At 61.4% G+C, this 25,587-nt stretch carries 21 protein-coding genes, 2 tRNA genes and 2 pseudogenes; 5 read left to right on the top strand and 20 right to left on the bottom strand.

The window, feature by feature from the left end; genetic code table 11:
- Positions 1–90: 90 nt before the first annotated feature.
- From rplI to rnr, 6 genes are all read right to left on the bottom strand, one after another.
- Positions 91–537: a 50S ribosomal protein L9 gene (gene rplI / locus BFP93_RS19870; protein ID WP_003171376.1), complete on the bottom strand. Its 447-nt coding sequence runs from the start codon at positions 535–537 to the stop codon at positions 91–93.
- 18 nt (positions 538–555) lie between these two features.
- On the bottom strand, positions 556–1,449 hold the full coding sequence (locus BFP93_RS19865) for a hypothetical protein (protein ID WP_065894510.1): 894 nt from the start codon (positions 1,447–1,449) through the stop codon (positions 556–558).
- A 36-nt stretch (positions 1,450–1,485) separates the two neighbouring features.
- Positions 1,486–1,716: a 30S ribosomal protein S18 gene (rpsR, locus tag BFP93_RS19860; RefSeq protein ID WP_002551829.1), complete on the bottom strand. Its 231-nt coding sequence runs from the start codon at positions 1,714–1,716 to the stop codon at positions 1,486–1,488.
- A gap of 28 nt (positions 1,717–1,744) precedes the next feature.
- The gene (gene rpsF / locus BFP93_RS19855; RefSeq protein WP_003236224.1) at positions 1,745–2,167 is read right to left on the bottom strand and encodes a 30S ribosomal protein S6; all 423 of its coding nucleotides are present in this window, start codon (positions 2,165–2,167) and stop codon (positions 1,745–1,747) included.
- Between the two features lie 309 nt (positions 2,168–2,476).
- Entirely contained in the window at positions 2,477–3,232 is a 756-nt protein-coding gene (rlmB, locus tag BFP93_RS19850; protein ID WP_065894509.1) for a 23S rRNA (guanosine(2251)-2'-O)-methyltransferase RlmB, read from the bottom strand.
- Positions 3,229–5,859 (bottom strand): ribonuclease R, encoded by a 2,631-nt coding sequence (gene rnr / locus BFP93_RS19845; protein ID WP_065894508.1) that lies wholly within the window; start codon positions 5,857–5,859, stop codon positions 3,229–3,231. Before rnr ends, rlmB begins: the two co-directional genes overlap by 4 nt.
- Before the next feature lie 225 nt (positions 5,860–6,084).
- Between rnr and BFP93_RS19840 the strand changes: the two genes are divergently transcribed.
- The 4 genes from BFP93_RS19840 (at position 6,085) to BFP93_RS19825 (ending at position 9,149) form a co-directional block, all read left to right on the top strand.
- A tRNA-Leu gene (locus BFP93_RS19840) sits at positions 6,085–6,171 on the top strand.
- Between the two features lie 154 nt (positions 6,172–6,325).
- A tRNA-Leu gene (locus tag BFP93_RS19835) sits at positions 6,326–6,412 on the top strand.
- A gap of 158 nt (positions 6,413–6,570) precedes the next feature.
- The gene (locus BFP93_RS19830; RefSeq protein WP_065894507.1) at positions 6,571–7,596 is read left to right on the top strand and encodes an iron ABC transporter substrate-binding protein; all 1,026 of its coding nucleotides are present in this window, start codon (positions 6,571–6,573) and stop codon (positions 7,594–7,596) included.
- A complete protein-coding gene (locus tag BFP93_RS19825) occupies positions 7,596–9,149 on the top strand; it encodes an ABC transporter permease (RefSeq protein ID WP_065883311.1) in 1,554 nt (517 codons plus the stop codon). The genes BFP93_RS19830 and BFP93_RS19825 overlap by 1 nt, the downstream gene beginning before the upstream one ends.
- 92 nt (positions 9,150–9,241) lie before the next feature.
- On the opposite strand, the pseudogene BFP93_RS29740 reads toward BFP93_RS19825, so the two are convergent.
- The 13 genes and pseudogenes from BFP93_RS29740 to BFP93_RS19765 all read right to left on the bottom strand — a co-directional run.
- Positions 9,242–9,757: pseudogene (locus tag BFP93_RS29740) on the bottom strand (methyl-accepting chemotaxis protein); the annotation flags it as partial.
- 390 nt (positions 9,758–10,147) lie between these two features.
- A pseudogene (locus BFP93_RS29735) lies at positions 10,148–10,201 on the bottom strand (hypothetical protein); the annotation flags it as partial.
- 1,114 nt (positions 10,202–11,315) lie between these two features.
- Positions 11,316–12,605: an adenylosuccinate synthase gene (locus BFP93_RS19815; protein WP_065886517.1), complete on the bottom strand. Its 1,290-nt coding sequence runs from the start codon at positions 12,603–12,605 to the stop codon at positions 11,316–11,318.
- 54 nt (positions 12,606–12,659) lie between these two features.
- On the bottom strand, positions 12,660–13,847 hold the full coding sequence (locus BFP93_RS19810) for an ATP phosphoribosyltransferase regulatory subunit (protein WP_065886518.1): 1,188 nt from the start codon (positions 13,845–13,847) through the stop codon (positions 12,660–12,662).
- 292 nt (positions 13,848–14,139) lie between these two features.
- Complete coding sequence (gene hflC / locus BFP93_RS19805; protein ID WP_003188064.1) at positions 14,140–15,006, bottom strand: protease modulator HflC; 867 nt, start codon at positions 15,004–15,006, stop codon at positions 14,140–14,142.
- The gene (gene hflK, locus BFP93_RS19800) at positions 15,006–16,184 is read right to left on the bottom strand and encodes an FtsH protease activity modulator HflK (protein ID WP_065886520.1); all 1,179 of its coding nucleotides are present in this window, start codon (positions 16,182–16,184) and stop codon (positions 15,006–15,008) included. Before hflK ends, hflC begins: the two co-directional genes overlap by 1 nt.
- 96 nt (positions 16,185–16,280) lie before the next feature.
- A complete protein-coding gene (gene hflX, locus BFP93_RS19795) occupies positions 16,281–17,582 on the bottom strand; it encodes a ribosome rescue GTPase HflX (protein WP_065894504.1) in 1,302 nt (433 codons plus the stop codon).
- Positions 17,583–17,594: 12 nt separating this feature from the next.
- The gene (gene hfq / locus BFP93_RS19790) at positions 17,595–17,855 is read right to left on the bottom strand and encodes an RNA chaperone Hfq (RefSeq protein ID WP_016976904.1); all 261 of its coding nucleotides are present in this window, start codon (positions 17,853–17,855) and stop codon (positions 17,595–17,597) included.
- 95 nt (positions 17,856–17,950) lie between these two features.
- Complete coding sequence (gene miaA / locus BFP93_RS19785; RefSeq protein WP_065894502.1) at positions 17,951–18,922, bottom strand: tRNA (adenosine(37)-N6)-dimethylallyltransferase MiaA; 972 nt, start codon at positions 18,920–18,922, stop codon at positions 17,951–17,953.
- Positions 18,922–20,832 carry a DNA mismatch repair endonuclease MutL gene (gene mutL, locus BFP93_RS19780; protein ID WP_065894500.1) on the bottom strand — a complete coding sequence of 637 codons (1,911 nt, stop codon included), beginning with the start codon at positions 20,830–20,832 and terminating at the stop codon, positions 18,922–18,924. Before mutL ends, miaA begins: the two co-directional genes overlap by 1 nt.
- On the bottom strand, positions 20,832–22,253 hold the full coding sequence (locus BFP93_RS19775) for an N-acetylmuramoyl-L-alanine amidase (RefSeq protein ID WP_065886524.1): 1,422 nt from the start codon (positions 22,251–22,253) through the stop codon (positions 20,832–20,834). The genes mutL and BFP93_RS19775 overlap by 1 nt, the downstream gene beginning before the upstream one ends.
- Positions 22,254–22,268: 15 nt before the next feature.
- Complete coding sequence (gene tsaE, locus BFP93_RS19770) at positions 22,269–22,739, bottom strand: tRNA (adenosine(37)-N6)-threonylcarbamoyltransferase complex ATPase subunit type 1 TsaE (RefSeq protein ID WP_065894498.1); 471 nt, start codon at positions 22,737–22,739, stop codon at positions 22,269–22,271.
- Complete coding sequence (locus BFP93_RS19765) at positions 22,727–23,587, bottom strand: NAD(P)H-hydrate dehydratase (RefSeq protein WP_065894496.1); 861 nt, start codon at positions 23,585–23,587, stop codon at positions 22,727–22,729. The genes tsaE and BFP93_RS19765 overlap by 13 nt, the downstream gene beginning before the upstream one ends.
- Positions 23,588–23,650: 63 nt before the next feature.
- Here BFP93_RS19765 and queG point away from each other — a divergent pair, with 63 nt between their 5' ends.
- On the top strand, positions 23,651–24,715 hold the full coding sequence (queG, locus tag BFP93_RS19760; RefSeq protein WP_065894494.1) for a tRNA epoxyqueuosine(34) reductase QueG: 1,065 nt from the start codon (positions 23,651–23,653) through the stop codon (positions 24,713–24,715).
- Here queG and BFP93_RS19755 read toward each other — a convergent pair.
- Positions 24,712–25,329, bottom strand: a complete 618-nt coding sequence (locus BFP93_RS19755; protein ID WP_170827587.1) for a trimeric intracellular cation channel family protein — start codon at positions 25,327–25,329, stop codon at positions 24,712–24,714. The genes queG and BFP93_RS19755 overlap by 4 nt on opposite strands.
- Positions 25,330–25,587: the final 258 nt, after the last annotated feature.

Genomic DNA, 25,587 nt, shown 5'->3' with positions numbered 1-25,587 from the left:
GTGTAAAAAAACAAAAGGCACGACCTGTAAACAGGATCGTGCCCGATGTTAACCGGCTGACACACGAGGTGCCAGTCAGTTAGGTGCGACTTAAGCTGCTACCACGACAACGCGTACGGTGGCTTCAACTTCGGCGTGCAGGTGCACGGCTACGTCGAATTCGCCTACGTTGCGGATGGTGCCGTTCGGCAGACGAACTTCGCTCTTCTGCACTTCAACGCCGGAGGCGGTCAGTGCATCAGCGATGTCGTGGGTGCCGATCGAACCGAACAGCTTGCCTTCGTCACCGGCAGTGGCAGTGATAGTCACTTCCAGCTCAGCCAGTTGGGCAGCGCGAGTTTCGGCCGAAGCTTTTTTGTCTGCTGCGGCTTTTTCCAGCTCAGCACGACGCTCTTCAAACGCAGCCAGGTTGGCAGCGGTTGCAGCGGTGGCTTTGCCGTATGGCAGCAGGTAGTTACGACCGTAGCCGGCCTTAACGTTCACTTTGTCGCCCAGGTTGCCCAGGTTGGCGACTTTTTCCAGAAGGATCAGTTGCATGTGAAAATCCTCTAACTTTTAACCTTCACCGTTCGCGCTATCGGCATCTTTCGACGCCAGACGTCCGCGAAAATCAATCAGGCCGTCGACAATGGCCAGGACCACGAGTAACGGATAGATCAGCTGCATGAACAGCAACAGCGTGACGTACAACCCCACCAGCCAGAACCTGGCCAGGCGCTTTCGCGCAACCAGCCCATGAATCAGGGCCAGCCCGGCAAACACCAGCGGTACGCTGCAAATCGGCGCCAGCAAGGCCATCTGTGGACCGAAGTTCGGTCCGACAACCATGCACGCCAGCAGCAACATCGCCGGTCCTGCGGGAATTCTGATACTGCGAAACTCGCGACCAAAACCACCCGGGTTATACAACAACGCCTGCCAATAACGCCCAAGAATCAGGCTCAGCACGCTGACAACCTGCAGCAAAGCCGCAATCAGGCCGGTCAGGACCGGCGCAATCAGTGACGCAAACCGCGCTCGCTCATCTACCGACAATTGCTGGTAGAGATCCCCGAGGGCCAGCGGCAGGATCTTGACGATCTCCTGCGCCAGCGCCTCGATTTGCGGGCGGAAAGCCGCGCCAAGCATCACTGAGTACACCAACCCCACTGCCACGCTGACCAGCAGCGTACGGACCCAGGACTCACTTGCGCGCAGAACCAACGCAAGGCTCGATGACCCCAGCAGTACCAGAAGTACCCGTGGATCACCCATTTGCAGCCACCAGATCAAGGCCGGCAACAAACCCAGGGCAAGAACGCCCAGGGCGTCCTTCAAACCGCGCCGCAGGAGCACAAGGCATCCAGCGGCAGCACCCAACCAATAAAGCAACGGCAATGCCGCACAGCCAGCCACTACCAGAGTGGCCTGCACACGACCGCGCATGATGAACTCAGCTAAGGCGCGCATGCATTCAATCCCTTACTACTTGTCGACTGCCCGGTCTCAGCGGCCGTGGCTGTCGGTGTAGGCCAGCAGGGCCAGGAAGCGGGCGCGCTTGATAGCGGTGGCCAGCTGACGCTGATAACGTGCTTTGGTACCGGTGATACGGCTTGGAACGATTTTGCCGGTCTCGGATACGTAGGCTTTCAGAGTGTTGAGATCTTTGTAATCGATCTCTTTCACGTCTTCAGCGGTGAAGCGGCAGAATTTACGACGACGGAAGAAACGTGCCATTTGATAGGCTCCTTAAAAGGTCCGTGGATTACTCGTCAGCGTTATCGCTGTTGTCGCTGTCATCACTATCAGCGCTATCAGCGCCTTCGTGCTCAGGACGGTCGCGACGCTCACGGCGCTCACTGCGGTTTTCTTCAGCCTTGAGCATCTCGGATTGGCCGGTAACGGCTTCTTCGCGACGGATGACCAGGTTACGGATCACTGCATCGTTGTAGCGGAAGTTGTCTTCCAGCTCGGCCAGGGCCTTGCCGGTGCATTCAACGTTCAGCATCACGTAGTGAGCCTTGTGAACATTGTTGATTGCGTAGGCCAGTTGACGACGGCCCCAATCTTCCAGACGGTGGATTTTGCCGCCGTCTTCTTCGATCAGCTTGGTGTAACGCTCAACCATGCCGCCGACTTGCTCGCTTTGATCCGGGTGGACCAAAAAGATGATTTCGTAATGACGCATGAATGCTCCTTACGGGTTGTAGCCTGCCGCTCAAAAACGGTCAGACAAGGAGTGAATGACACTTATGGATCTTGCCGCAGGGGAGGCACATGCGTGCCTGCCAGGTGGGCAAGGGGCGCAATTGTAGAGAAGGGGGAGAAAGCGCGCAAGGTGATTGGTGATTATTTGAACAATCGCCCAAACACCACAAAAACAACTGTGGGAGGGGGCTTGCTCCCGATTGCAGTGGGTCAGTCACAACATCTGTAACTGAAACACCGCTATCGGGGGCAAGCCCCCTCCCACATTTTGATCCAGGCCAGGCCCGGCTTACTTCTTGGTCCTGGCCTTGGCACCGCGCTGACGCCGCGCTTCGAACAGGCATACACCCGTCGCCACCGACACGTTCAGGCTGCTGACGCTGCCGGCCATCGGCAAGTGCACCAGGTAATCGCAATGCTCGCGGGTCAGGCGACGCATGCCCTTGCCTTCAGCGCCCATGATCAGGATGGTCGGGCCGGTGAGGTCCTGGTCGTAGATGCTGACTTCGGCCTCGCCTGCCGTGCCGACAATCCACAGGCCGCGCTGCTGAAGCTTCTCCAGGGTGCGCGCCAGGTTGGTCACGGCCACCAGCGGAATCACTTCCGCCGCGCCGCAGGCCACTTTACGCACGACCGGCGTGAGGGTGGCCGACTTGTCTTTAGGCACGATCACTGCCAGCGCGCCGGCCGCATCCGCCGAACGCAGGCAGGCGCCGAGGTTGTGCGGATCGGTCACGCCGTCCAGCACCAGCAGCAACGGTGCGCCTTCGGTACGGTCGAGCAGCTCGTCGAGCATGGCTTCGCCCCACACCTGACTCGGGCTGACGTCTGCCACCACGCCCTGGTGAACACCTTCTACCCATACGTCCATTTCACGGCGTTCGGCCTGGCCGATGGCAACCTTGTTCTGGGTGGCCAGCTCAACCAGCGTCTGCACGCGTGGCTCGCTGCGACCTTCCGCCAGCCACACCTGTTTGACGCGCTTGGGGTGGTGACGCAGCAGTGCTTCTACGGCGTGCACGCCGTAGATTTTTTCCAGACTCATGACTTGGCCTTAGGTTTGCGCGACCCGCCGCTTTTCGCGGGGGCCGAACCCGCTTTAGGCGGGCCTTTACGGTGCTTACTCGGTTTGCTCGACGGTTTTTCCGCCCCTTGGGACTTTCCCCCAGACGCCGCTTTACCACCGCTTTTGGCTTCGTTGAGCAACTGCTGCTTCAACTCGCGGCTCTTGCGCAGCTCGGCATTTTTCGCCGCGGCATCGCTTGGGCGGTAGGCTTCAGGGGCCTTGTCCTTGGCCGAAGAACGACGTCCGGTCTTGGCAGGTGCAGGCTCGGCAGCCGTCTTCGCGCTGGAAGCCTTGCCTTTGGACGCCGGCGCTGCGGTTTCGCTGCCGCGCTTTTTGCGGCCAGCCGGCTCGGCGGGCTTGTCAGGCATGCCGAAGTCGATCTTGCGCTCGTCCAGATCGACACGCATGACCTGCACTTCCACGGTATCGCCCAGGCGGAAGCTGCGACCGGTGCGCTCGCCCGCCAGGCGATGGTGCACAGGATCGAAGTGGTAGTAGTCACCCGGCAAGGCGGTGACGTGCACCAGACCCTCGACGTAGATGTCGGTCAGCTCGACGAACAGGCCGAAACCGGTCACGGCGGTGATCACACCCGGGAACGATTCGCCCACGCGATCCTTCATGAACTCGCACTTGAGCCAGTTCACCACATCGCGGGTGGCTTCGTCGGCGCGACGCTCGCTCATGGAGCACTGCTCGCCCAACTGCTCAAGCGCCGCTTCGTCGTACGGATAGATCCGTGCCTTCGGAATGGTCATGGCACCGGCGCGCTTGACGTGCGGGGTGTTCTGCTTGGAATGGATCACGCTGCGGATCGCGCGGTGCGTGAGCAAGTCTGGGTAACGGCGGATCGGCGAAGTGAAGTGGGTGTACGCCTCGTAATTCAGGCCGAAGTGGCCCTGGTTATCGGCGCTGTACACCGCCTGGCTCAACGAGCGCAGCATCACGGTCTGGATCACGTGGTAATCCGGACGGTCCTTGATGCTGGCCAGCAGGGCCTGGTAATCCTTCGGCGTCGGGCCGTCCTTGCCTTTGTGCAGGGACAGGCCGAGCTCGCCAAGGAACGCACGCAGTTTTTCCAGGCGCTCCGGCGGCGGACCGTCGTGGACGCGGTACAACGCAGGAATCTCGTGCTTCTTCAGGAATTCAGCGGTGGCCACGTTGGCCGCCAGCATGCATTCCTCGATCAGCTTGTGCGCGTCGTTACGGGTGGTCGGGGTGATGGCAGCGATCTTGCGCTCGGAACCGAAGACAATCCGGGTTTCCTGGGTTTCAAAATCGATCGCGCCACGGGTGTGGCGGGCGCCCAGCAGCACCTTGTACAGCGAGTACAGCTGCTTGAGGTGCGGCACCACGTCGGCGTATTCGCCGCGCAGGGCCTTGGCTTCGCTGGTCTTCGGCGCTTCCAGGATGGTGCTGACCTTGTTGTAGGTCAGCCGCGCCTGGGAGTGAATCACCGCTTCGTAGAACTGGTAGTCGGTCATTTCGCCGGTTTTGGAGATGGTCATCTCGCACACCATGGCCAAACGGTCGACTTTCGGGTTCAGCGAGCACAGGCCGTTGGACAGCTGCTCCGGCAACATCGGGATCACGCGCTCAGGGAAGTACACGGAGTTGCCGCGCACCTGGGCTTCGTTATCCAGGGCCGAACCGATCTTCACGTAGCTGGACACGTCGGCAATCGCGACGTACAGCTTCCAGCCGCCGGAGAACAGGCGCAGCTTGCCCGGCTTGGCTTCACAGTAGACCGCGTCATCGAAGTCGCGCGCATCTTCGCCGTCGATGGTGACGAACGGCAGATGGCGCAGGTCGATGCGTTTTTCTTTGTCTTTGTCTTCAACTTCCGGCTTGAGCTTGGCGGCTTCCTTGAGCACGGCATCAGGCCAGACGTGAGGAATATCGTAGGTGCGCAGCGCCACGTCGATTTCCATGCCCGGCGCCATGTAGTTGCCGACCACTTCAACGATATCGCCCTGGGGCTGGAAGCGCGCAGTCGGCCAGTGGGTGATTTTCACCTCGACGAACTGGCCGACCTTGGCGGCGCCATTGCGGCCCGGGGTGATCAGCACTTCCTGCTGGACCTTCGGGTTATCCGGCACCACAAAGCCGATACCGCCTTCTTCGAAGTAACGACCGACGATGGACTCGTGGGCACGGGACACCACTTCGACGATCACGCCTTCACGACGCCCACGACGGTCCAGGCCGGACACGCGCGCCAGGGCACGGTCGCCATCGAACACCAGGCGCATTTGCGCAGGGCTCATGAACAGGTCGTCACTGCCGTCATCCGGGATCAGGAAGCCGAAGCCGTCCCGATGGCCGGCGATACGGCCCAGGATCAGGTCGAGCTTGTCGACCGGCGCGTAGGTGCCACGGCGGGTGTAGATCAACTGAGCATCGCGCTCCATCGCACGCAAACGGCGGCGCAGGGCTTCGAGCTGGTCTTCGGTGGTCAGACCGAACTCTTCAACCAACTGCTCGCGGCTAGCAGGCGAACCACGATCGGCGAGGTGCGCCAGGATCAGTTCGCGGCTAGGAATAGGGTTTTCATATTTTTCCGCTTCACGAGCGGCCTCGGGATCGAGGGACTGCCAATCGGCCATTAGAGAGTTTTCACCTTGTCTATATGCGGGTTAGTTTGGCATACGCGTATTGAAACGGGAAATTTCAGACGTCATCAAGCCTTTTAAAGCCCTTTGCAGCCCTCGGCGCGCACCTTGCACGACCATTGGCGAAATTTTCCAGGCTTTTTTCATGGCAGGGGTTTACAGGGCAAATATCGCTCCGTATAGTGCGCGCCATCGACGACGGCAACGTTGTCAGATAATGCCCAGGTGGTGAAATTGGTAGACACGCCAGCTTCAGGTGCTGGTGATCGCAAGGTCGTGGAAGTTCGAGTCTTCTCCTGGGCACCAAATTCAGATCAAACCCGCGAAAGCGGGTTTTTTTGTTTCAGACCTTTGATTTTTAACGGAAAAATTGATTTATATTTTTCGAATCAGGGGTTTACAGATTAAAAAGCCCGCCGTATAGTTCGCCCCATCAACAGCGGCAACGTTGCTTGATAATGCCCAGGTGGTGAAATTGGTAGACACGCCAGCTTCAGGTGCTGGTGATCGCAAGGTCGTGGAAGTTCGAGTCTTCTCCTGGGCACCAAATTCAGATCAAACCCGCGAAAGCGGGTTTTTTCGTTTCCGGGGTTTGAAAAATCCGGCTTGAAAACGCTCCCCGCGATTACCCTCAAGCCCGCACTTGAGAAGCTTTATCGTTTATCCTTGTAGTGATTTGTTGCACATAAGCGAGGAACACTTCGGATGATGATCCGCGATACCCGATTCAAGACATCCCTTCTGCGTGGCCTGTCTCTTACTCTGCTTGGCCTGGCCCTGCTCTCACCCGCCGCCTATTCTGCCGACAAGGTCTCCCTGACCCTTTACAACGGCCAGCACAAAGAAGTCGGCGATGAACTCGCCAAAGCCTTTGAAGCCAAGACCGGTATTCACGTCAACGTGCGCAAAGGCAGCAGCAACCAGCTGGCCAGCCAGGTCGTCGAAGAAGGTGATCGCTCCCCTGCCGACGTGATCTACACCGAAGAATCGCCGCCGCTGAACAAACTCGGCGAGCAAGGCTTGTTGGCGAAGATCGATGCCAGCACCCTCGACGTGCTGCCCAAGGATTACGTCGGCAGCAATGGCGACTGGATGGGCGTCACCGCACGCACCCGCGTCGTCGCTTTCAACCCCAAGCTGATTGCCGAAAAAGACCTGCCCAAATCGGTGCTGGATTTCGCCGGCCCCGAATGGCAAGGCAAGGTCGGCTTCGTGCCCACCAGCGGCGCGTTTCAGGAACAGGCCGTGGCGATCATCAAGCTGCACGGGCGTGAAGCGGCCGAAGAGTGGCTGACCGGCCTGCGCGCCTTCGGCAAGGTGTACAGCAACAATATGGTCGCCCTCAAGGCCGTTGAAAATGGCGAAGTGGCCGCCGTGCTGGTGAACAATTATTACTGGTTTGCCTTGAAGAAAGAAAAAACCAACCTCGACTCCCAACTGCACTATTTCACCGACGGCGATGCCGGCGGCCTGATTACCGTGTCTTCGGCTGCCGCGCTGAAATCCAGCAAACATCCCAAGGAAGCCCAGCAACTGCTGGCCTTCATGGCCAGTGAAGAAGGCCAGCGTGTGATCACCAACACTTCGGCGGAATACCCGTTGCGCAAGGGCATGGAGTCCAACCGTGGCCTCAAGCCTTTCAGCGAACTGCAGCCGCCGAAAGTCACCCCTGCCGACCTGGGCAATGCCGAAGAAGCCCTGGAACTGGAACGTGACGTTGGCCTGAACTGATGACCCCGTCGCTCAGCGCTGCAGGCTTTCGCCCCCGGCGCAAACGCCCTTCAATCTGGCTGCTGTTGCCGGTGCTGTTCCTGGTTGGCCTGAGCCTGCTGCCGCTGGTGTATGTCGGGCTCAAGGCCTGGCAAGCCGGCTGGGCACAGGCGGTGCATCTGCTGTGGCGGCCTTATGTGTTCGGGCTGCTGCGCAATACCCTGTCGCTGATGGTCGGCGTGACGGTCGTGTGCGGCGTGGTCGGCTTGTCCCTGGCCTGGTTGCTGGAACGCAGCAACCTGCCTGGGCGACGCCTCTGGGGCGTGATCCTGTGCCTGCCGTTTGCGGTGCCGGCGTTTGTCAGCAGCTTTACCTGGGTGTCGCTGAGCGCCAACTTCGAAGGCCTCGGCGGCGCGATCCTGGTGATGAGCCTGTCCAAGTATCCGCTGGTCTTTCTGCCGGTAGCCGCCACGCTGCGCAATCTTGACCCCGCCCTGGAAGAGTCGGCGCGCACCCTGGGGCTGAATCGCTGGGGCGTGTTCCGGCGCATTACCCTGCCGCTGCTGTGGCCGTCGCTGGTGGCGGGAGCACTGTTGATTGCATTGCACATGCTGGTGGAGTTCGGCGCCCTGTCGATCATCGGCTTGCAGACCTTTACCACCGCGATCTACCAGCAGTTCGAACTGGAATTCAGCAACGCCAACGCCGCGATGCTCTCGGCGGTGCTGCTGGTGATGTGCCTGAGTTTGTTGTGGCTGGAGCTGCGCGTGCGCGGCAAGGGCCGCCATGTGCGGATCGGCCAGGGCGCGGCGCGACAGGCCGAGCAGGTGAAACTGGGTAAATGGGCGCTGCCTGGCCAACTCTATTGCCTGGCGCTGGCGATCATTGGCAGCGGCATTCCCCTGGGGATGCTCGGTTATTGGCTGGCCGTGGGCTCATCGGCGGCGTTTCCGGTCGCCGCCATCAGTGAGGCGCTGTTATCGTCCCTGGCACTTTCCCTGGGTGGCGCGGCATTGTGCCTGGCGCTGGCGGTGCCGGTAGGCCTGCTGGTGGTGCGCTACAAAGGCCAGCTGGCGATCTGGGCCGAACGCCTGCCGTACCTGCTGCACGCCCTGCCCGGCCTGGTGATTGCACTGACCCTGGTGTATTTCGCGCTGCACTACGTGCCGGCGCTGTATCAGACGTCGGCACTGTTGCTGATCGCCTATGCGCTGTTGTTCCTGCCCCTGGCCCAGGCGCCGATTCGCACGGCGCTGAACAAGGCTGCACCACAGCTGGAAGAGGCGGCGCGCACGCTCGGCGCATCGTCGTTCAGTGCGTTTTGCCGGGTGACGCTGCCGATTATTTTCCCGGCATTGGGCGCCGCGTTTGCGCTGGTGTTTCTGGATGCGATGAAGGAATTGACTGCGACCTTGCTGCTTAGTCCGACCGGGCTGAACACCTTGGCCACCGCCGTGTGGGCGCATACCTCGAATGTGGAGTTTGCGGCGGCGGCGCCTTATGCGGCGTTGTTGATTCTGGTGTCGGGGTTGCCGGTGTACCTGCTTACGACGCGGATGTATTTGAGCCGCTGAGATGGCTATCGGGGCAAGCCCCCTCCCACATTTGGAATGCGTTGCAACCTGTGGGAGGGGGCTTGCCCCCGATGAGGCCGGCACAGACAACCCTAAGCCCGAAACTGCCCCAGACTCGCCTTCAACTGCGCCGCCAAGCCATCCAGTACCTTGCCACTGGCCGTGGTCTCCACCACCGCCTGCGCGGCCCGCTCAGCCTGGGCATGAATCACCTCAACCCGACCACGCACCGCATGCGCACCCTGGGCCTGATGCTCGGCCGCGCGTGTCGCCAGGCCGATCGCCGCATGCACCTGCTCCACCGAGGCCTGCACGGTCTGCTGCAAGCGCACGCTGTCGCGCAACACCAGCAAGCCCTCATTGGCCTGACGACCAGCCTTGCCAATGGTTTCCACCGCCTCACGCGCGCCCTGCTGCAACGCCACGATATGCGCCTGGATGTCACCGGTGGAGCTTTGGGTCTTGCTCGCCAACGCACGCACCTCGTCCGCGACCACCGCGAAACCACGCCCGGTTTCGCCGGCACGGGCCGCCTCGATGGCCGCATTGAGCGCCAGCAGGTTGGTTTGCTCGGCGATGCCGTGAATCACCGTCAGCACCACTTCAATCTGCTCGCTTTGCTGCGCCAACCGCTCGATCACCTGGGAGCCAGCCTGCACCTGCCCGGCCAACGCCTCGATCAAGCTGCCGACTTCGGCAGAAGTGCGCGAGTTTTCATCCGTGGCCTGGCGAATCTCCACCACCTGCTGCAAGGCCGCCTGCATGGCATGGCTTTCGGCCTGGGCCTCGTCGGCCATCTGCGACAGTGCGCGCAGGCTTTCTGCAACCTCGTCGCGCTGCAGGCCGGCCGCTGCATCGGCACCGGCATTGCGCAAGGTCATCGCGCCGATTTCCATGCCGGTGCGCTGGGCCACATCGCCCGCCTCGCGCACGATGGGCTGCAACTTATCCACAAAGCGATTGACCGCCGAAGCCATGTCACCAATTTCGTCCTTGCTGCTGATCTGTACACGCTTGGTGAGGTCACCCTCGCCTGCCGCCAGGTCATCCATGGCCGCGATCAACAGCTTCAGGCGGTTGACGACGCGGCGGCCGAGCACAATGGCGATCAGCAGCAATACACCGAGACCGACCAGCGCCAGGCCCATGCCGATACGCCAGCGCAAGGTGCCGGCAGCCTCTTGAACCGCACTGGTGGTATTGGCCGCCATCTGCGTGGCCGTGACTTGCGCCGATTGCAGGCGCGCGCCCATGGCGGCAGCGCTATCGGCGGCGGCGCCTTTGAGGCTGTCACCGACCAGTTGATCACCGCTGGCAATCAGCGCGGCGAAGCGGCTGTCCAGTGCTTGCAGGTCGGCCTCGACCGATGCGGTCGACACCCCCATGCGGACTTTGCCGATCTCAACGCCGTTGGGGCTGATCGAGGCCTCGACGTAATACACCGAAGGATCAGCCTTGGCCGCGTCCAAGACTTTATCCAGGGCACGCTCCCCCGCACCTTTGGCCAACAAGGCCTGGTTGATCGGATTTTCACGGTTCAGGTAACGGGTCAAATGCTCGCCCGCCGCGTCGTCATACACCACGAACAACACGTTGGGATTACGCTGCGCACGCCGGGCAAATTCCGATAATGTCGGCACGTCGCTGTCCCACATGGCACGCGGCGCCACCGAAGCCAGCAACTGGGCCATGTCATTGGCGGAGTCCTGCAGGTCTTTTTCCAGGGTCGCCCGCAATTGCTTCTGCTCTTGCTGAAGACGCGTGGAGAGCCCTGCAGTCAGACGTTGGCGAGTGCTGGTGGACAGGCTATCCAGGCTGGAGGTGACTTCCTTGCCGGCCTGTGCCAATTCGCCGGACAATTTCTGGCTGTCGATGCCCAGGCGACTCCCCAAATCGGCCTCCAGGGCCGTGACCGTGCTCCGCGTCAGCGCGACGGCCACCAGCACTTGCACCAAAAGAGCGATACCTAGGGTAACGAACACCGGCCGCAGTAGACGGCTTTGTAACAACGAGAGAACGGCAGACACTGGAAATCCCTCCACCACGGGTGCCATTAAATTGATAGCACCGCGAAAAAGAGAAACACAGCAAGGGTCGTGCCGCTTGCCAGACAGAAACGACAAAGGGCTCCCGAAGGAGCCCTTTACTTTTTACATCAACAGCTTATTAAGCGAACGGGTGACGCAGAACGATGGTCTCGTTGCGGTCCGGGCCCGTCGAAATAATGTCGATCGGGGCGCCGATCAGCTCTTCGACGCGCTTGATGTAGGCGCGGGCGTTGGCTGGCAGCTCTTCCAGGGTCTTGGCGCCCACGGTCGATTCGGTCCAGCCCGGCACTTCTTCGTACACAGGCTGCAGGCCCACGTAGCTGTCAGCGTCGGTCGGGGCAACATCATTGCCTTGCGCGTCTTTGTAGCCGACGCAGATGTTGATGGCTTCCAGGCCGTCGAGCACGTCCAGCTTGGTCAGGCAGATGCCCGAGATGCTGTTCACGTCGATAGCGCGACGCAGGATAACGGCGTCGAACCAGCCACAACGACGAGCACGGCCGGTGGTGGCGCCGAATTCGTGACCCTGCTTGGCCAGGTGTGCGCCGACGTCGTCGAACAGCTCAGTCGGGAATGGACCGGAACCTACACGGGTGGTGTAAGCCTTGGTGATGCCCAGGATGTAGTCGAGGAACATCGGGCCAACGCCCGAACCGGTGGCAACGCCGCCGGCGGTGGTGTTGGAGCTGGTCACATACGGGTAGGTGCCGTGGTCGATGTCGAGCAACGAACCCTGGGCGCCTTCGAACATGATGTCTTTGCCGGCGCGACGCAGGTCGTGCAGCTCGGCCGTCACGTCGAGCATCAGCGGCTTGAGCAGCTCGGCGTATTCCTTGCACTCGGCCAGGGTCTTTTCGAACTCGATGGCCGGCTCTTTGTAGTAACCCACCAGCATGAAGTTGTGGTAATCCACCAGTTCACGCAGCTTGTCTTCAAAGCGTGGCATGTTGAGCAGGTCGCCCACACGCAGGCCACGGCGCGCCACCTTGTCCTCGTAGGCCGGGCCAATGCCGCGACCGGTGGTGCCGATCTTCAGCTCGCCACGGGCCTTTTCACGGGCCTGGTCCAGCGCCACGTGGAAGGACAGGATCAGCGGGCAGGATGGGCTGATACGCAGGCGCTCGCGCACCGGCACGCCCTTCTCTTCCAGCTTGATGATCTCGCGCAGCAGGGCGTCCGGCGCAACCACTACGCCGTTGCCGATCAGGCACTGCACGCCTTCGCGCAGTACACCCGATGGGATCAGGTGCAAGACGGTTTTTTCGCCATCGATGACCAGGGTGTGGCCCGCGTTGTGGCCACCCTGGTAGCGCACTACGGCGGCAGCATGTTCGGTCAGCAGATCAACGATCTTGCCTTTGCCCTCATCACCCCATTGGGTGCCCAGGACTACGACATTCTTACCCATAACACTTGTCCTCATTCGCGCAAACTTGGTGCCGGCGATGGCCGGCAGGAAAACTCAAGAAGCCAGTGGCGATACTTGCCAAAGCCCGTTCTGCTGAATCAATTGCCGGTCGCAGTCCGCTTCACGGGCGGCGGCCAATGGCTGCCCAGGCAAAGCCTGGACGACACGCTGACCCTCACTGCGCAACTGGCAGACCTGCTGCCAGAGTGCCGCGTCCGTACTGTCGGGCATCCAGATGCCACCAGACGGCAGCTCGACCTCAGCACGCCCCAGGGTCACCAGGGTTTTCAAATCGGTGGAAAAGCCGGTGGCCGGACGGGCGCGACCGAAGTCGGCGCCGATATCGTCATAACGACCACCCTGGGCGATGGCCTGGCCAACACCCGGAACGAACACCGCGAACACCACACCGGTGTGGTAGTGGTAGCCGCGCAACTCGCCCAGGTCAAAATACAAAGGCAGCTGCGGGAAGCGCGCCGACAGTTGCTCGGCAATCGCCAGCACATCATTCAGCGCAGCCAACACCGGCGCCGGCGCGTTGGCCAGGCGCTCACGTGCAGTGACCAGCACTTCACGCCCGCCGCACAGGTCAACCAGCGCACGCAGCATGTCGGCCAGTTCAGCCGGCACGCCGGCGGTCAGGGCGATGACTTCATCGATGGCCTTGCGTTGCAGCGCATCGAACAACTGTTGCTCAACTTCACCGGACAAGCCGGCCGCACGGGCCAGGCCGCGGTAGATCCCCACGTGGCCCAGGTCCATGTGCACGTCCGGCACATCAGCCAGTTGCAGCATGGCCAGCATCAGGCTGATCACTTCAACGTCGCTGCTCGGGCTCGCATCGCCATACAACTCGGCGCCCAGCTGGATCGGGCTGCGTGAAGATGACAAGGCACGCGGCTGGGCATGCAGCACGCTGCCGGCGTAGCACAGGCGGCTGGGGCCTTCGCGGCGCAGGGTGTGCGCATCGATACGCGCCACCTGCGGCGTGATGTCGGCGCGGAAACCCATTTGCCGGCCCGATTGCGGGTCGATGACCTTGAAGGTGCGCAGATCCAGGTCCTGGCCCGCGCCGGTCAGCAGGGACTCCAGGTACTCGATATGAGGGGTCACGACAAACTCGTAGCCCCAGCTCTGGAACAGATCCAACACCTGGCGACGCGCTATTTCAATACGCGCAGCTTCTGGTGGCAGTACTTCTTCGATGCCATCTGGCAGCAGCCAGCGGTCTACCGTTGCCATTACGCCATTCCCCTTTGATCCGGGCGGCCAGCCCTCGGCCGAGCCTTGAGTGAAGCAGAAAATACCCGCCGTCTGCATAAACCACGCGCAAGAGCGACGTGACGAACGGCCTGCAAACGGCCTCGTCGGGCACTTTCCTCGAAAAACCTGTCACGCCTGCCGAATCGAACACGCAGACGCAAAAAAGCCGGGAATTTCCCGGCTGCCGCATCATACACCCGTTTTCTGAAAGGATCACCCCGCCAGGCATTTTAGCCGCCCGACGGAGTGGTCCTACAGAATCACAGGCCTGTTACTTGGACTTTTCCAGGTAGCGGAAGAAATCGCTGCTTGGGTCCAGCACCAGCACGTCGGTCTTGTTCGCGAAGCTTTCACGGTAGGCGCGCAGGCTACGGTAGAACGCGTAGAACTCCTGGTCCTGGCCGTAAGCCTTGGCGTAGATCGCCGCGGCTTGAGCATCACCATCACCACGAGCCTCTTCAGACTCGCGATAGGCCTCTGCCAACAGTACACGGCGCTGACGATCGGCATCCGCACGGATACCTTCGGCCAGCTCGTTACCCTTGGCACGGTGCTCACGGGCTTCACGCTCACGCTCGGTGCTCATGCGCTCGAACACGCTGCGGTTCACTTCCTTGGGCAGGTCGATAGCCTTGACGCGAACGTCGACCACTTCGATACCCAGCTCTTTCTCCGCCATGGTGTTCAGCGAACGAGTGATGTCAGCCATCAGCGCATCGCGTTCACCGGATACCACCTCGTGCAGGGTGCGCTTACCAAACTGGTCACGCAGGCCCGATTCCAGACGACGCGACAGACGCTCGTCGGCAATCTGCTTGAGGCCCGAGGTCGCCGTGTAGAAGCGCTCGGCATCCTTGACGCGCCACTTGGCGTAGGCGTCAACCATCACGGCTTTCTTTTCCAGGGTCAGGAAGCGCTGTGTCGGTGCATCCAGGGTCATCAGGCGGGCGTCGAACTTGCGCACCTGGTTGACGTAGGGGACTTTCACATGCAGGCCCGGCTGGACATCCGCCTGGACCACGCGACCGAATTGCAGCAGCACCGCGCGCTCGGTCTGAGCGACGATGTAGAAGCAGTTCCAGGCAGCGATGACCACGACGACGCCCACAATCAGGGCGGTCAGCGATTTATTGCTCATCAACGACTCTCCCTGGTACGTGTTTGCTGTTGCAGCAAGTCAGCGGCCGCACGGGCGCTCGCTTCGTTGGCAGCGGCATTCGAACCGGTGGACGGCGCGCTTGTGCCGCCGCTACGACCACCTTCGATCATCTTGTCCAGCGGCAGGTACAGCAGGTTGTTCTGCCCACCCTTGCTGCCGGTCACGAGAACCTTGCTGGTGTTGCTGAAGACTTCCTGCATGGTGTCCAGGTACAGACGCTCACGGGTAACCTCGGGCGCCTTGCGGTACTCGGCAACCAGCTTGGTGAAGCGGTCCGCCTCACCCTTGGCACGGGAGACCACTTCGTCGCGGTAACCGTTGGCATCCTCAAGGATACGCTGGGCCTGACCACGGGCTTCCGGCACCACGCCGTTGGCGTAGGTTTCAGCCTGGTTGCGCGAACGCTGCTCGTCTTCACGGGCGCGGATCACGTCGTCAAAGGCTTCCTGCACTTCACGCGGTGCCGCTGCGCTCTGTACGTTGACCTGGGTAACGGTGATACCGGTGCGATAGGTATCGAGGAAGCGTTGGAGGCGCTCCTTGATTTCGCTGGCCATCAATTCACGCCCTTCGGTCAGCACCTGGTCCATGGCAGTGGAACCCACCACATGGCGCAGGGCGCTTTCGGTCGCGTGTTGCAGGCTGATTTCCGGCTGATCGACGTTCAGCACGAAGTCCTGCAGGTTGGTGATCTTGTACTGCACGGTCAGCGGCACTTCGACGATGTTCTCGTCTTCAGTCAGCATCTGGCCCTGCTTGGTGTAGGCACGCTCACGCGTGACGTTCTCCATGTACTTCTTGTCGATCGGCGGGAAATAGATGTTCAGGCCTGGCCCGACCGTCTCGTAATACTTGCCGAAGCGCAGCACCACGGCTTGCTCCTGCTCGTCCACCACGTAGACCGCGCTGTACAGCCAGACGGCCGCGAGCACGACAAGACCCAGGCCCAGCAGGCCGTAGCCGCCGCCCTTGCTTGTGCGACCACCCTCGTCACCACCGCGTTTTTTCCCACCACCGAACAACCCATTCAGGCTTTCCTGCAGCTTTCGGAAGGCCTCGTCGAGATCCGGTGGCCCCTTGCGGTCGCCATTATTGCGGCGTTTACCACCCCAAGGATCCTGATTATTCGAGTTGCCACCCGGCTCATTCCAAGCCATAGCGCTCTCCATCTGATAAAGCAAAGACGCACCCACGGCGCGCCGACCAATGCTACAGAATGCCTGCTACTGCGGCACAACCGCTTTCTCAGGCTTTTATTGCAAAGTGTGTTGTTCGATGAACTCCGCCGGTACAACACCCTCGCGACTGACCAGTCGATTGAGCTCCGCGCGTGGCAATCGAACGGCCAGCAAGCTGACACCTTCTTCGTCGTGTTCTTCTTTCTGTACCGCGCCCAGCTCGAAAAACTGTGCACGCAGTCGAGCAAAACGCTGCGGCAAGCGCAAGGTGCCCACGAACAAATCGCCGCCGAGCAACTCGGCGATGGCTTGCTCAAGCAATTCAAGGCCACTGCCATTACGCGCCGACAGCCAGACCCGCTGGGGTCTGCCATTCTCATCGCGCTGGATTTGCGGCTCGACGCCTTCAAGCAAATCGAGTTTGTTATACACCTCGAGGATCGGCAAGTCCTGGGCACCAATCTCGCCCAGCACCAGCATCACCTGCTCGATCTGCAGCATGCGATCCGGCTCGGCCGCATCGATCACGTGCAACAGCAGGTCGGAATTGCTCGACTCTTCGAGCGTAGACCGAAATGCCTCGACCAGCTTGTGCGGCAAATGACGAATGAAACCTACCGTATCGGCCAGGACAATCGGCCCCAAGTCGTCAAGATCCAGGCGGCGCAGGGTCGGGTCGAGCGTCGCGAACAGTTGGTCGGCCGCGTACACGTCCGACTTGGTGACGTTATTGAACAGCGTGGACTTGCCCGCGTTGGTATAGCCCACCAGGGACACGGTGGGGATATCGGCACGGGAACGGCCACGGCGCGATTGCTCGCGCTGGCTGCGGACTTTCTCCAGGCGGCCCTTGATCTGGCGCAGGCGAACCCGCAACAGACGTCGGTCGGTTTCCAGCTGGGTTTCACCCGGGCCACGCATGCCGATGCCGCCGCCCTGGCGCTCAAGGTGCGTCCAGCCGCGAACCAGCCGTGTGCTCATGTGGTCAAGCTGGGCCAGTTCGACCTGGAGCTTGCCTTCATGGGTACGCGCGCGTTGGGCGAAGATATCGAGAATCAGGCCGGTGCGGTCGATCACGCGACACTCGAAGACACGTTCGAGGTTACGCTCCTGACTCGGCGTGAGGACGTGATTGAAGATCACCAGATCGGCTTCTTCGGCATGGACCAGGTCGCGCAACTCTTCGACCTTGCCGCTGCCAATCAGGTATTTGGCGGTTGGCCGATGACGCGGCACGTTAAAAAACGCAACGGTCTCGGCGCCGGCCGAATTTGCCAACTCCTGAAACTCCTGCGGATCTTCGCGCGCCTCAGGGTCCTGTCCATCCAAGTGAACGAGGATTACTCGCTCACCACCACCGTGGCGCTCAAAGAACAAAGGAGACTCCTATCAGGCGTTACCTGGCTCAGCGTCAGCTGCTTCATCACCGGCTGCGCTAGGCAGACGGATTGGACGAACAGGGACGACTGTCGAGATAGCGTGTTTGTAAACCATCTGGCTGACGGTGTTTTTCAGCAGGATCACGAACTGGTCGAACGACTCGATCGTACCTTGCAACTTGATACCGTTGACCAGATAAATGGAAACCCCCACTTTCTCTTTACGTAAGGTATTCAAGTAAGGGTCTTGTAGCGAATGCCCTTTTGACATGTGCCGCACTCCTTTAAGGATCAATAATAAAAAATCGGAAAAATAAATAGCTCATGGCCGCCACACCCCCAAGGATAGACGGCAATTGCAAGGACTCAGCTCAATATGGAGACCGTTCCCAGGTATTTCAAGGCGCGTGACAGATTGTCGCTGTCCAGGCTGTCCAGCCAGTGCAAATCGCTCCAGCTGCGCAGCCAGGTGAACTGGCGCTTCGCCAATTGGCGCGTGGCAATGATGCCGCGCTCCTGCATTTCGGCTGACGTCAGCTTGCCATCCAGATGATCCCAGACTTGGCGGTAGCCTACAGCACGTATCGAAGGCAACCCCGGATGCAGATTACCTCTTGAACGCAGTGCTACGACCTCCTCCACAAACCCCTGTTCCAACATATTTGTGAATCTTTGTGCAATTCGTTCATGCAGCACCTGGCGATTTGCCGGAGCGATGGCCAGGTTCGCCACAGTATAGGGCAATTGTGACCGGCCATATGCGCCTGCATCAGCACTTTGCGCAGTTTGTTTCAGCCTGTGTTCAGTCATGGTCAGGCCACTGACACGCCAGACTTCCAGGGCACGGGAGAGACGCTGGGGGTCATTGGGGTGAATGCGCGCCGCCGACACCGGATCCACCGCCGCCAACTGATCGTGCAGGGCTTGCCAGCCAAGGCGTGCGGCCTCTTCTTCGAGTTCGGCGCGCACCTGGGCATCGGCCGGCGGCATATCCGCCAGGCCTTCCTGCAAAGCCTTGTAGTAGAGCATCGTGCCGCCGACCAGCAACGGGATGTTACCCCGCGCGGTGATCTCGGCCATGGCGGCCAGGGCGTCGGTACGGAAATCCGCCGCCGAATAGCTCTCGGCCGGGTCGATAATGTCGATCAACCGATGCGGATGCCGCGCCAGCACCTCTTTCGAAGGCTTGGCCGTGCCGATGTCCATGTCCCGGTAAACCAGGGCAGAGTCCACACTGATCAGCTCGCACGGCAGGACCCTGGTCAGTTCGATGGCGAGGTCGGTCTTGCCGGCGGCCGTGGGGCCCATCAGGAAGATCGCGGGGGGTAAGGCACTCATCAGCGACCGCGCAGGAACAGTTTGTCCAGATCATCCAGGCCCATCTGGGTCCAGGTCGGTCGGCCATGGTTGCATTGGCCGCTGCGCTCGGTGTTTTCCATGTCGCGCAGCAGGCCGTTCATTTCCGGCAGGGCCAGGCGACGGTTGGCGCGGATGGCGCCGTGGCAGGCCATGGTGCCGAGCAGTTCATTGATATGCGCCTGAATGCGGTCGCTGGTGCCGTACTCCATCAGGTCCGCCAATACATCGGCGACCAGGCGGTTGGCCTCGGCTTGCTTGAGCAGCGCGGGAATCTGGCGGATGGCCAGGGTCTCCGGGCCCAGGCGTTGCAGTTCGAAGCCCAGCTTCTGGAACACACCGTGGTGCTCTTCGGCGCAATCGGCTTCTCGCTGGCTGACCGCCAGGGATTCGGGCACCAGCAGTGGCTGGCCACTGAGCCCTTCACTGGCCATGGCGATCTTCAGGCGCTCGTACATGATCCGCTCGTGGGCCGCATGCATGTCCACCAGCACCAGGCCGTGGGCGTTTTCCGCGAGGATGTAGATGCCCTTGAGCTGCGCCAGCGCGTAGCCCAAGGGTGGAATATCACCGCCACCCTCGGGCAAGGCAACGGTGCCTGGCTCGGCACCCGGCAGCGGCGCGAAGAACTCACGATAAGCCGCCTGGGCCTCGGCCACCGGCACGGTCGATTGCGGGCGCGGGGTGTATTGATACTGATAACCGGCGCCGGCGCCCGCGTTGGGTGCCGTGTAGTTGGGCTGCTGCGGAGATTGCAGCAAGTTGGCGGCCAAACTCATTTCGCCCTGAGGCCCGAATTCACCGGCCTCGGGACCGCTTGGGCGAACGACCGCCGTCACGATGGGCGCCGACAACTGATCATCCGGACGCACGTCGCCCAAGGCGCGGTGCAAGGTGCCGTACAGGAAGTCATGCACCATGCGCCCATCACGGAAGCGCACTTCGTGCTTGGTCGGGTGCACATTGACGTCAACCACCGAGGGGTCGACCTCAAAAAACAGCACAAACGTCGGATGCCGCCCGTTGAACAACACGTCGCGGTAGGCCTGGCGCACCGCATGGGCCACCAGCTTGTCACGCACTGCCCGGCCATTCACGAAGAAATACTGCAAATCCGCCTGGCTGCGGGAGAAGGTCGGCAAACCGACCCAGCCCCACAGGCGCAAACCATTGCGTTCAATCTCTATCGGCAGCGCCTGCTCCAGAAAGCCGGCTCCGCAGACTGCCGCCACGCGCCGAGCACGCGCGGCGTCGTCATTGGCTTCGTGCAGGCTGAGGATGGTCTTGCCGTTGTGGCGCAGATGGAATGCCACATCGAAACGTGCCAGGGCCAGGCGCTTGATGACTTCCTGCAGGTGGTCGAATTCGGTTTTTTCGGCCTTGAGGAATTTGCGCCGCGCCGGGGTGTTGAAGAACAGGTCGCGCACTTCCACCGAGGTGCCCACCGGATGGGCTGCCGGCTGGACCCGGGGCGCCATGTCACGGCCTTCGGTTTCCACTTGCCAGGCCTGCTCGGCGCCGCGTGTGCGCGAGGTCAGGGTCAAGCGGGCCACGGAGCTGATGGAGGCCAGGGCCTCACCGCGAAAGCCCAGGCTCATCACCCGCTCAAGGTCTTCGAGGTCGCGGATCTTGCTGGTGGCGTGACGGGCCAGGGCCAGCGGCAGGTCATCGGACGAGATGCCGCTGCCATCGTCCCGCACCCGCAGCAGCTTGACGCCGCCCTGCTCCACGTCCACGTCGATGCGTTTGGCGCCGGAGTCGATGCTGTTTTCCAGCAGTTCCTTGATCACCGAGGCCGGACGCTCAACCACCTCGCCCGCAGCGATCTGGTTCGCCAGGCGCGGGCTGAGCAATTCGATACGCGAGCCGCTATTCAAGACAGATTCGCTCATTACTGCGCCGCCAATTCGGTGCCCGGGATGGTCAACACCTGGCCGATTTTCAGCTCATCGGTTTTCAGGTTGTTGGCGCTGCGCAAAGCGGCGGGCGTGACCTGGAAACGTACCGCCAGCATGGCCACGGTGTCGCCGGGCTGTACGCGGTGGTCGCGCGGGCCCTGGGCAATTTTGCCGGAATCACGTAACCAGGCAATGTAAGTGCCCGGGGGCGGGTTCTGTTGGAAGAACTGACGCACACCGGCGCTGATCGAGCGCGCCAAGGCCTGCTGGTGGCTGGCACTGGCGAGCTTGGATGCCTCGTTGGCGTTGGAAATGAATCCGGTCTCGACCAGGATCGACGGGATATCCGGCGACTTCAGCACCATGAACCCGGCTTGTTCCACGCGCTGTTTGTGCAGCGACGTGACCCGGCCGATATTGCTCAGGACCTTCTGGCCGACGTTCAGGCTGGAGGTCAGCGAGGCGGTCATCGACAGGTCGAGCAGTACGCCGGCGAGCATTTTGTCCTTGTCGTCGAGGGACACGTTGCCGGCCCCGCCGATCAGGTCGGAACGGTTTTCGCTGTCGGCCAGCCAACGGGCGGTCTCGGACGTGGCGCCACGATCCGACAGGGCAAACACCGACGCACCGAAAGCGGCGCTGGAAGGTGCGGCGTCGGCGTGGATCGAGACGAACAGGTCCGCGCCCTTCTTGCGGGCGATTTCAGTACGCCCGCGCAACGGAATGAAGTAGTCGCCGGTACGGGTCAGTTCGGCGCGATAACCTTTCATGCCGTTGACCTGGCGTTGCAGTTCGCGGGCGATGGCCAACACCACGTCTTTTTCATGCTGGCCGCGCGAACCGGAGGCGCCCGGGTCTTCGCCACCGTGACCGGCGTCGATCACCACGATAATGTCGCGCTTGCCTGCCGGAGCGGGCGGCGGCGGTGGCAGCTTGACCTGCGGTTGCGAGGGGTTGACCGGCACCGCAGGCACCGTCGCCACGCTGGGCGTCGGCACAGGCGGCGGCGCGGCATCGGCAGGGTTGTCGAACAGGTCGACCACCAGGCGGTTGCCATATTGAGCGTTGGGCGCCAGGGAAAAGCTTTTGGGGGTCACGGCCTTTTTCAGGTCGATGACCACGCGCAGGTCGGTCGGCGTGCGCTGGGCCGAACGCATGGCGGTAATGGGTGTATTGGCGGTGGAGACCTTCAGCGGCGCAGCCAGGCTCGCACCGTTGATGTCGATCACCAGGCGATCAGGCGCCGTGAGGGTAAAGACGCTGTGCTGGACCGGGCCAGACAGGTCGAACACCAGTCGCGTGTTATCCGGCGCTCGCCACAGGCGAACACTTTTCACCTGTGAAGCAGCCAGAGCATTGACAGTCATTGCCGCAAGCAACACCCCCACGACAGCAACCAACGCGCGAAAGCGCATACCTAACCCCACCAATTATTTGAATTCCAGTGCCAAAGCGGCGCACCACGACTGGCCGCGCACGCTCTGGGGCAACAACTTCAACTGACGTCCGTGCTCATGCGGCGTAATGGTAATGGTCATGTCCGGCTTTGGCAAAAAGCCTGTGCCTTTATTTGGCCACTCGATCAGGCATAACGCGTCTTCGTCGAAATAATCACGGATGCCCATGAATTCCAGCTCTTCAGGGTCCACCAGGCGATAGAGGTCGAAGTGGAAAGCGCGAATATTACCGATCTCATAGGGTTCGACCAGGGTGAACGTCGGACTTTTTACCGCGCCGGCATGCCCCAAACCGCGAATGATGCCCCGGGACAGCGTGGTCTTGCCCGCCCCCAGGTCGCCCTCGAGGAAGATCAGCCCCGCCCCGGCCGTGACCTGGGCAATGCGCCGGCCGAGGTCGACCATGGCCTCTTCATCGGCCAGGAAAAAAATCACTTCAGACACGGCGACTGCTCCTCCAACAATTGACGAATGGCCGGTATCAGATCACTGGCGGCCAGGCCGCGGCCAAACGTGCCCTGGCGATCCCCTGCCGTGGCGTGCAACCACACGGCCAGGCAGCTTGCCTCATAAGCGGGCATGCCCTGGGCCAGCAGTGCGCCTACCAGCCCGGCCAACACATCGCCCAGCCCTGCCGTCGCCATCGCGGGATGGCCTTGGTCACAGCGCGAAACACGTCCGTCCGGGCTGGCGATCAAACTGCCGGCCCCCTTGAGAATAGTCACCGCGTTGAATCGCTGGCTCAACGCGCGCGCCACCTTAAGGCGGTCGGCCTGAACCTCGGCTGTCGAAATGCCCAACAGGCGCGCGGCTTCGCCCGGATGCGGGGTGATCACGCAGTTGGCCGGCAGGCTGACGCTGCCGGTCGCCAGTTGATTCAAGGCGTCGGCGTCCCAGACTTGCGGCTGCGGCGCGTTGGCGGCGACGGACAGCAGGCTTTTACCCCAGGATGCGTCACCCAGACCGGGCCCGATAACAATGACCGAGATCTTTTCCAGCAGGCCCATCAGCTGATTGGCCGAACTCACGCCCTTTGTCATCACCTCCGGCAGACGCGCCAGCGCGGCGGGAACATGCTCCACGCGTGTCGCCAGCGACACCATCCCCGCACCACTGCGCAATGCACTTTCGGTACTGAGCAGCGCTGCCCCGCCAAAGCCTCGGTCGCCGCCAATCACCAGCAGGTGGCCAAACTGACCTTTATGCGCGTCCAGCGAACGCGCAGCCAGTTGCGGCAAGTGGCCCGGCAACAACAGCTGAACGTCGGTTATTTCATGTTTTGTCTGAGGCATGCGTCTTCAAGCTCCGATGTCTGGCAGAATTATACGCATCTAACCTGTGGTTTCCCGTGTCTCATGCCCGCTATTACCTCCGATCTGCCCGCCCTCGCCCAATCGATCAAAGACTGGGGCCGCGAGCTGGGCTTCCAGCAAGTCGGCATCAGCGGCCTGGACCTGGCCGAGCATGAACAGCACCTGCAACGCTGGCTCGACGCGGGCTACCACGGCGACATGGACTACATGGGCGCCCACGGCAGCAAACGTTCGCACCCCGACGAGCTGGTGCCGGGCACCTTGCGCGTGGTGTCGCTGCGCATGGATTACCTGCCCGGCGACACCCAGATGGCGCAACTGCTGGCCCAGCCGGAAAAAGCCTATATCTCGCGCTACGCCCTGGGCCGGGACTATCACAAGCTGATCCGCAAGCGCGTGCAGCAACTGGCCGACCGTATCCAGGCGCAGATCGGGCCGTTCGGCTTTCGTGCCTTCGTCGACAGCGCGCCGGTCCTGGAAAAAGCCATCGCCGAACAGGCCGGCCTCGGCTGGATCGGTAAAAACACCCTGGTCCTCAATCGCAAGGCCGGCAGCTATTTCTTCCTCAGCGAACTGTTTGTCGATTTGCCATTGCCGGTGGACCCACCCCACGCCACCGAACACTGCGGCCGCTGCACCGCGTGCCTGGACATCTGTCCTACCAACGCCTTCGTCGGCCCCTACGTGCTGGATGCCCGGCGCTGCATTTCCTACCTGACCATCGAGCTCAAGAGCGCCATTCCCGAAGACCTGCGCCCGCTGATCGGCAACCGTGTATTTGGCTGCGATGACTGTCAGATCGTTTGCCCGTGGAATCGTTTCGCCCGCACCACCGCCGAAAGCGATTTCAAGCCACGGCACAATCTGGATAACGCGGAACTTGCCCAATTGTTTATGTGGGACGAGGATAAATTCCTCAGCAGCACCGAAGGCTCACCTTTGCGCCGCGCCGGTTACGAGCGCTGGCTGCGCAATTTGGCGGTGGGCCTGGGCAATGCGCCGTCGAGCATTGCGGTGCTGGAAGCGTTGAAGGCGCGGCGCGATTACCCGTCGGAAATGGTGCGTGAACATGTGGAGTGGGCGCTCAAGCAACACGCCGCACGCTAGTGGACGTCGTCGTTGTAGACGAACTTGGGCATTTCCCAGTGAAAACGGATCGCCAGCAGGCGCAGTAGAAAGCCGCTGAACAGGGTCAGCAGAATCGCCTGTTCGCTGGGCAATTGCAGATACAGGCACAGCAAGTAGAACCAGGCGGCCAGGAACGACACGCTGGCGTACAGCTCACGGCGAAAGATCAGCGGGATGTCGTTGCAGAAGATGTCTCGCAGGATGCCGCCAAATACGCCGGTGATCACGCCGCTGACCGAGGCCACCAGCATGCCATGCCCCATTTCCAGGGCGGTCATGCAGCCGATCAGGGTGAACGCCACCAAACCCAAAGCATCCAGCGCCAGGAACAGCGAGCGCAGGCGGCGCATCAGCGGTGCGATAAAGATGGTCACCAGCGCGGCCACCGAGGTCAGCACCAGGTATTCAGGGTGCTTGACCCAGGTCAGCGGGTAATGCCCCAGCAGCACATCGCGCACCGACCCGCCACCCAGCGCCGTCACGCAGGCAATCAGCACCACGCCAAACCAGTCCATGCCGCGTCGACCGGCGGACAAGGCGCCGGTCATTGCTTCGGCAGTGATGGCGATGAGGTAGAGCATCAACAGCATGATGGCGATCCTTGCAGGGAGGTCGGCAGTCTAATCATTTGCTGATGGCACCAAAAGGGGGCGCTCCGAGATAAACCCGGTCGCCCTTCAACACTTGGATTTGCAAATCCATTCCAATGTGGGAGGGGGCTTGCCCCCGATGGCGGCCTCTGAGCCGACCAGGATGCTGGATTGGAACGAGTACATATCCGTTTCTGCGGTAACGGCCACTTAGGGTTCCGCCCTGACGGCGGCTCACTTTTGAAAAGCGCAAAAGTAAGC

It is taken from the genome of Pseudomonas sp. 44 R 15 (genome assembly GCF_900004965.1).
GTDB classification, from domain to species: Bacteria; Pseudomonadota; Gammaproteobacteria; order Pseudomonadales; family Pseudomonadaceae; genus Aquipseudomonas; species Aquipseudomonas orientalis_A.
This window is presented reverse-complemented; position numbering and strand designations above follow the sequence as displayed.

Excerpts from the sequence above, each read along its gene's own strand:
- rpsR (WP_002551829.1), bottom strand. The coding sequence starts at position 1,716 with ATGGCACGTTTCTTCCGTCGTCGTAAATTCTGCCGCTTCACCGCTGAA.
- rpsF (WP_003236224.1), bottom strand. The coding sequence starts at position 2,167 with ATGCGTCATTACGAAATCATCTTTTTGGTCCACCCGGATCAAAGCGAG.
- hflC (WP_003188064.1), bottom strand. The coding sequence starts at position 15,006 with ATGAGCAATAAATCGCTGACCGCCCTGATTGTGGGCGTCGTCGTGGTC.
- BFP93_RS19775 (WP_065886524.1), bottom strand. The coding sequence starts at position 22,253 with ATGCGCTTTCGCGCGTTGGTTGCTGTCGTGGGGGTGTTGCTTGCGGCA.
- queG (WP_065894494.1), top strand. The coding sequence starts at position 23,651 with ATGCCCGCTATTACCTCCGATCTGCCCGCCCTCGCCCAATCGATCAAA.
- BFP93_RS19765 (WP_065894496.1), bottom strand. The coding sequence starts at position 23,587 with ATGCCTCAGACAAAACATGAAATAACCGACGTTCAGCTGTTGTTGCCG.
- mutL (WP_065894500.1), bottom strand. The coding sequence starts at position 20,832 with ATGAGCGAATCTGTCTTGAATAGCGGCTCGCGTATCGAATTGCTCAGC.
- rlmB (WP_065894509.1), bottom strand. The coding sequence starts at position 3,232 with ATGAGTCTGGAAAAAATCTACGGCGTGCACGCCGTAGAAGCACTGCTG.
- BFP93_RS19825 (WP_065883311.1), top strand. The coding sequence starts at position 7,596 with ATGACCCCGTCGCTCAGCGCTGCAGGCTTTCGCCCCCGGCGCAAACGC.
- BFP93_RS19830 (WP_065894507.1), top strand. The coding sequence starts at position 6,571 with ATGATGATCCGCGATACCCGATTCAAGACATCCCTTCTGCGTGGCCTG.
- hflK (WP_065886520.1), bottom strand. The coding sequence starts at position 16,184 with ATGGCTTGGAATGAGCCGGGTGGCAACTCGAATAATCAGGATCCTTGG.
- hfq (WP_016976904.1), bottom strand. The coding sequence starts at position 17,855 with ATGTCAAAAGGGCATTCGCTACAAGACCCTTACTTGAATACCTTACGT.
- miaA (WP_065894502.1), bottom strand. The coding sequence starts at position 18,922 with ATGAGTGCCTTACCCCCCGCGATCTTCCTGATGGGCCCCACGGCCGCC.
- rnr (WP_065894508.1), bottom strand. The coding sequence starts at position 5,859 with ATGGCCGATTGGCAGTCCCTCGATCCCGAGGCCGCTCGTGAAGCGGAA.
- rplI (WP_003171376.1), bottom strand. The coding sequence starts at position 537 with ATGCAACTGATCCTTCTGGAAAAAGTCGCCAACCTGGGCAACCTGGGC.
- BFP93_RS19810 (WP_065886518.1), bottom strand. The coding sequence starts at position 13,847 with ATGGCAACGGTAGACCGCTGGCTGCTGCCAGATGGCATCGAAGAAGTA.
- BFP93_RS19865 (WP_065894510.1), bottom strand. The coding sequence starts at position 1,449 with ATGCGCGCCTTAGCTGAGTTCATCATGCGCGGTCGTGTGCAGGCCACT.
- BFP93_RS19815 (WP_065886517.1), bottom strand. The coding sequence starts at position 12,605 with ATGGGTAAGAATGTCGTAGTCCTGGGCACCCAATGGGGTGATGAGGGC.